At 67.0% G+C, this 5,513-nt stretch carries 6 protein-coding genes and 1 pseudogene; 3 read left to right on the top strand and 4 right to left on the bottom strand.

What is annotated here, in order from left to right; genetic code table 11:
* A pseudogene (locus ON45_RS18025) lies at positions 1–196 on the bottom strand (TRAP transporter substrate-binding protein); the annotation flags it as partial.
* Positions 197–433: 237 nt separating this feature from the next.
* On the opposite strand from ON45_RS18025, the gene ON45_RS18020 reads away from it, so the two are divergent.
* Both ON45_RS18020 and ON45_RS18015 read left to right on the top strand, forming a co-directional pair.
* Entirely contained in the window at positions 434–1,051 is a 618-nt protein-coding gene (locus tag ON45_RS18020) for an RNA polymerase sigma factor (protein WP_051063333.1), read from the top strand.
* Positions 1,044–1,688: an anti-sigma factor gene (locus ON45_RS18015; RefSeq protein WP_158412502.1), complete on the top strand. Its 645-nt coding sequence runs from the start codon at positions 1,044–1,046 to the stop codon at positions 1,686–1,688. Before ON45_RS18020 ends, ON45_RS18015 begins: the two co-directional genes overlap by 8 nt.
* 33 nt (positions 1,689–1,721) lie before the next feature.
* Here ON45_RS18015 and ON45_RS18010 read toward each other — a convergent pair whose 3' ends face one another.
* Genes ON45_RS18010 through ON45_RS18000 form a run of 3 tightly spaced genes read right to left on the bottom strand, consistent with a single transcriptional unit; the run spans position 1,722 to position 5,194 of the window.
* The gene (locus ON45_RS18010; protein ID WP_040495742.1) at positions 1,722–3,305 is read right to left on the bottom strand and encodes an extracellular solute-binding protein; all 1,584 of its coding nucleotides are present in this window, start codon (positions 3,303–3,305) and stop codon (positions 1,722–1,724) included.
* 6 nt (positions 3,306–3,311) lie between these two features.
* Positions 3,312–4,280, bottom strand: a complete 969-nt coding sequence (locus ON45_RS18005) for a carbohydrate ABC transporter permease (RefSeq protein WP_051063331.1) — start codon at positions 4,278–4,280, stop codon at positions 3,312–3,314.
* Positions 4,277–5,194, bottom strand: coding sequence for a carbohydrate ABC transporter permease (locus ON45_RS18000; RefSeq protein WP_051063330.1), 918 nt, complete (start codon positions 5,192–5,194; stop codon positions 4,277–4,279). The genes ON45_RS18005 and ON45_RS18000 overlap by 4 nt, the downstream gene beginning before the upstream one ends.
* A 208-nt stretch (positions 5,195–5,402) precedes the next feature.
* Here ON45_RS18000 and ON45_RS24110 point away from each other — a divergent pair.
* Positions 5,403–5,513, top strand: a 111-nt coding sequence (locus ON45_RS24110; RefSeq protein WP_040495741.1) for a Clp protease N-terminal domain-containing protein, incomplete at its 3' end; no start/stop codon positions are given.

Here is a 5,513-nt window from a genome sequence, read left to right as displayed (position 1 = left end):
CCTCCTCCTCCATCGCCTCGGTCGTCTCGGTCTCTTCCATTGCTTCGGTGTCGGCCGGTGCGGCAGATTCTGCCGGGGCCTCGGTTTCGGTCGGCGCTTCGGTGTTCGCGCTGTCGTTGCTGTCGCTCCCGCAGGACGCGACGACGAGGCCGACGGCTGCGACGGATGCTGAGAGGCGAATGAATCGTTTGTTCACGATGATCTCCTGATCGGTGTGGGGAATGAAGGGGTGTTCTGTCTTGCGGTGGCTCCTTCGCCCCGACTCGATCCAGCGGATGCAGATTTCTCGAGAAAAGTTGATCCAGGCGACCCCTTCGCTACGAAGTCGAGACAGATGAGCTGTATGAGGAACCGATCCGGGCCGATCTCGCGACGCCCCTTTCGCGCGTCCCGCGTACGGTTCTGCGCGAATCACAGCGGGTACCGTGGACGCGTGTCCAGTGACTTCGGCGAGCGCGATGCAGCGGACGCGGCCGTCGCCGCGCGCTGGGTCGAGGGAGACGATGACGCGCTGCGCCTGGCCTACGACCAGTTCGGCGCGCTCGTGCTCACGTACTGCACCCGTTCGCTCCGCGACCGCGCGACGGCGCTCGACTGCGTGCAGGAGACGTTTCTCAGCGCGTGGCGGTCACGTGAACGCTTCGACCCGAAACGCGGCGCGTTCGGCGCCTGGTTGCTCGGAATCGCTCGGTTCCGCGTCCTCGACGCGCATCGCAAGATCGCGAGGACACCGCTTCCGGTCGACGACACCGCCCTGGAGACCGTCGCAGACCACCAGGACTCCGCCGAGGATCACCTGGCCGATCGTCTGTTGATCGCCCGAGCCGTGGAGTCGCTCAAGCCCCGGGCCAGGAGTGTCGTCGAACTCGCCTTCTACTCCGACCTCACCCACGCGGAGATCGCTGCCCAGCTCGATCTTCCGCTCGGAACCGTGAAGAGCGATCTGCGACGAGGCCTCGAGACCATGCGCCACGAACTCGGCGGTCGCCCCATTCTCGACAGCGGAACGTCGCTGTCGACCGCACCAGCGAACGGTGGACACGGTGCCTGACGATCCGACGACGAACGAGCTCGACGAACTCCGGCGGCTGGGTGGCGCTGCATCGGTCGAGCCGGTCGAGTGGGAGCGTCCGCCGCCCGAGCTCTGGGCACGCATCGAAAAGGCCGTCTTCGCCGACGACGAGACCGTCGCGGCTCCGGACGAGACCCGGACAGCGTCAGACGATGCCGTTCCGCCGCCGCCGACCTCGTTGGCGGCTGTACGAGATCGGCGCCGTTCCGGCTGGTGGCTGGCATCTGCGGCAGCCGCTGTCTTCGTCGTCGCGGCCGGCGCGATGGTGTGGCTCCGTTCCGACCCCGCCGTCGAGGTGGTCGCCACGGTGGACCTCGAACAGCTGGGCGACTCCGGCGAGGGAACCGCGGAGTTGATCGACGACGACGGGACGCTCGAACTCCGACTCGCCACCGACGGGATCGAGAACGCCGACGGTTTCGCCGAGGTGTGGCTCATCAACTCCGATCTCACTCAATTGGTGTCGCTCGGTCCGGTGCGCGACGACGAGACCTACGTGCTCCCGTCCGGACTCGACCCTGCAGCGTTCCCGGTCGTCGATGTTTCCCACGAGCCGCTCGACGGCAACCCGGAACACTCCGGCGACAGCGTGCTGCGCGGCCAGCTGACCTTCTGACCAGCGGCGTCTGTTCCGGCCAACCGGAGCGCGTCAGTTCTGCGAGTTGTAGGTGGTGATCAGCGCGTTCGATGCCGCCGCGGCATCGGCCAGGATCTGCTCGACGTTCCCGCCTGCGTAGGTGGCTGCCACCGCGTCGGCCGTCTGCGCACGGATCTCGCGCAGCGGACCCAGAGCCGGCACCACCGCGGAGGCGTCGTCGACCGTGGGCAGGAGCTGGTCGTAGGCGACGCGGTAGCGCGGGTCGGCCGCGTACAGCGCGGCGATCGGGTCGAGTTCGACGGCATCGCTGCGCATCGGCACGTACCCGGTCGCGGCAGCCCAGGTCGATTGAGTCTGGGCAGCGGCGAGATAGGTCGTGAAGTCCCACGCGGCGGCGGTGACCTCGTCGCTCTTGCCGGCCGGGATCCAGATCGATGCACCACCGGGCTGCGCGGACGGCGTGTCGCTCGGTCCGGGCATCGGACCGACGCCGATGTCGTCAGGGGTGAGGCCCTCGGCCACACCCGAGCCCAGCGCCGCGACGACGCTCGAGATCGCCGCGGAGGTCGCGATCGTCGACGCCGCCGGCGCGTCCTGGGCGATCATCTTGAAGAACGTGTCCTGACCGCCCGAGTTGTCACCGACCGTCACTGCCAGCCCGGAGGCCGTCATGTCCTGCAGATACGTGAGGAGTTCGAGGCCCAGATCGTTGTCGAAGAGGACCTCGGTCGCCGGTGCGATGCGCCCGTTGCCGTTGTCGGCGAACGGCTCGCCTGCCCGACCGAACCACTGCTCGAAGAACCAGCCGCCGCCCGAGTCCCGGCCCGAGTCGAGTGCGATACCGAAACCGGCTGCACCGCTGTCGACGAGCTGTTGCGATGCTGCGCGCAACTCCTCGAGCGAGACCGGGGGGTCGTCGGGATCGAGGCCCGCCGCCTCGAACATCTGGCGGTTGAAGTAGAGCACCGGACCCGATGTGTTGAACGGCATCGCCCACTGGATGCCTTCGAACACGTACGTGTCCGCGATCCGCGGCAGGATCGGACCCATGTCGAAGTCGGCCGCCTCGATGCAGGCTTGCATCGGGACGAACGTGCCGGACTGCGCGAACGCCTGCACGACGTACTCGGGCAGCTGCACGATGTCGGGGCGGCTGCCCACCCCGCCGGCGATGTACTTGTCGATCGCCGACTCGTAGGCGGTCTGGTTCTGGAGCGTGACCTGCACGCGATCCTGACTGGAGTTGTATCCGGCCACGAGATCGACAAGCGCGGTCTCCAACTCGTTCGCCATCGCGTGCCAGAAGGTGATCGAGACCGGGCCGTCGGCCGCGTCGAGGGCCTCGACCGGGCACGGCGGAAGGTCCGCGAGCGGAGCGATCGTCGTCGTGGGACCGACCGTTTCGGGCGGTGCCGTGTCGTCGGGTTCCGCGTCGGGCTGATCCGGCGTGCTGTCCACCTCGCTGTCGGGAGCGGAGCCACTCGGTTCGCTCACGGTCGGAGTGGTCACCGGCGCAGCGGTCTCGGGTGGGTCGTCGTTGCCGGCGTCGAGCACCGAGTCGCCACCGGTGCACGCCGCGGCGAGCAGCGCCGCAGCGGTGAGAACGGAGACGAGTCGAACGGGTGTCGTGCGCATCACGGGTCAGCCCTTCACCGCTCCCGCGGTGAGTCCGCGGACCAGCTGCTTCTGGAAGATGATGAGGACGATCAGGATCGGGATCGCCGCGATCACCGTGCCGGCCATGACGAGGTTCGGCTGATCGAGGTTCGACTTGCTCAGCACGCGCAGGCCGCTCTGCACCGTGTTGGCGTCGGCCTCGTTGATGATCAGACTCGGCCACAGGTACTGGTTCCACGCCGAGAGGAACGTGAACAACGCGAGCGCGGCGAGCGTCGGGCGCACGAGCGGGACCGCGACATGGCGAATGAAGCCGAGGTGGCCGATGCCGTCGAGCCTCGCTGCTTCGCGCAGATCGCTCGGCAGGTCGAGCAGCGCTTGGCGCATCAGGAACGTCCCGAAGGCCGTCGCGAGGAACGGGACGATCAGTGCCTGGAAGCTGTTGAGTCCGCCGAACGGGATGTGGTCGCCGATCAACGGCAACGAGAACGGCAACGTGAGTCCGCTCTCGATCGTCTGGAAGTTGACGAACACCGTGGCTTCGAGCGGAACGAGGAGCGTGGCGAGGAAGGCGTAGAAGACGATCTTCCGACCGGGGAATCGGAGATACGCGAACGCGTAGCCCGACAGCAACGAGGTGACCACCTGTGCCGTGGTGATCGCGATCGCGACCACGGTCGAGTTGAACAGGTAGCGGCCGAGATTTCCCGAGGTCCATGCCTCTCGGATCACGTCGAGCGTGAAGGAGTCGGGCACCAGCGGATTGACGAGGAACTTGTCGCTCGGCTTGAACGCCGACACCACGGTTGTGTACACGGGGAACAAGACCGCGACCGTGATCACGACGAGGAGCGCGTAGCGACCGAACCGCCGCCAGCCGTGCGGCTCGTCCCATGCGTGGGTCCGGTGCCCCCAGGCAGGAGGCTTCGAGGCCTCGTCGCCGTCGGACGCGGCGGTGCCCGGCGCGGGTGCGGGCACGCGAACGTCGGTCATCCGAGGTCGGTCCTTCGCCCGAGTCCGCGCAACTGGAGGCCGGACAGGAACAGCAGGATCACGAACAGCAGCACTGCGCCGCCCGCCTGCAGGCCCGGATCGCTCGCGATCACCGACGCCTCGCCGTAGACGAAGTAGGTGATCGTGGTGGTGGAGTTGCCCGGCCGCGGTCCGCCGTTGGTGAGCAGGTCGACCTCGCCGAAGGTCTGGAAGGCGCGGGTCGTCAGCACGATGACGACGAAGATCAGCGTCGGCGCGAGCAGCGGCACGGTGATCTTCCAGAACCGCATCGTCCCGGTGGCGCCGTCGACCGCGGCGGCTTCGTGCAGCTCTCGGGGCACCCCCTGGAGCGAGGCGGTCACGAGGATGAAGGTGAAGCCCAGTCCGGCCCACACGCTCGACATCGCGACCGACGGCAGCGCGGTGTCGGGATCCTGGAGCAGGCCCGGATCCTTGATGACCGGGAACAGCGAGTTGATCCAATCGATGTTCGCGAGCGCTCCGACCGACGGCTGCAACAGGAACAACCACATCAAGCTGGCCACGGCGACCGACGTGGCGATCGTCGACGAGAACGCGGTTCGGAAGAACCCCACACCGCGCAGGTGTTTGTCGGCGAGGACGGCCAATCCGACACCGAGGAACAGTCCGAGCGGAACGGTGATGACCGTGAGGATGATCGTCGCCCGGAGGGCGGACTGGAATTCGTTCGACGTGAAGATGTCGAGGTACTGGTCGAATCCGTTCGATCGGCACTGGTCACCGAACGCATTGCAGCGCTGCTGGCCGAGCCACACCGCGCGGCCGAGCGGATACACGATGAACAGCCCGAGGATGAATGCCGACGGGGCGAGCATCGCGGCGGCGATCCCGGTGTCCTTCCAGTTCCACGATCGCTGACCAACCGATGCCACGGGCGAGACTGTACGTCGGATCGGATGAACGGCAAATGACCAGCGGTTGAACCTCGCCCACGACCGATTCGACCGCGTATTCCCGATTCGGTCGAGAATTCCGACGCAGACCTGTCACGAGAGTCGATCCGCCACCGTCACACCCCGCCGATAGGGTGATTCCACAGTTTCCACCACACCCTTCGCGGAAGAGGGAGAGGGACGCCACATGTTCGAACGCTTTACCGACAGAGCCCGCCGGGTCGTCGTCCTCGCGCAGGAGGAAGCACGCCTGCTCAACCACAGCTACATCGGCACCGAGCACATCCTGCTCGGCCTC

This window comes from Ilumatobacter nonamiensis YM16-303, assembly GCF_000350145.1.
Classification (GTDB): Bacteria; Actinomycetota; Acidimicrobiia; order Acidimicrobiales; family Ilumatobacteraceae; genus Ilumatobacter_A; species Ilumatobacter_A nonamiensis.
The sequence above is the reverse complement of the archived record's forward strand: the minus strand, read 5'-3'. Positions and strand labels throughout refer to the sequence as shown.

Coding starts and splice junctions, on each gene's coding strand:
- ON45_RS18010 (WP_040495742.1), bottom strand. CDS start 3,305: ATGCGCACGACACCCGTTCGACTCGTCTCCGTTCTCACCGCTGCGGCG.
- ON45_RS18005 (WP_051063331.1), bottom strand. CDS start 4,280: ATGACCGACGTTCGCGTGCCCGCACCCGCGCCGGGCACCGCCGCGTCC.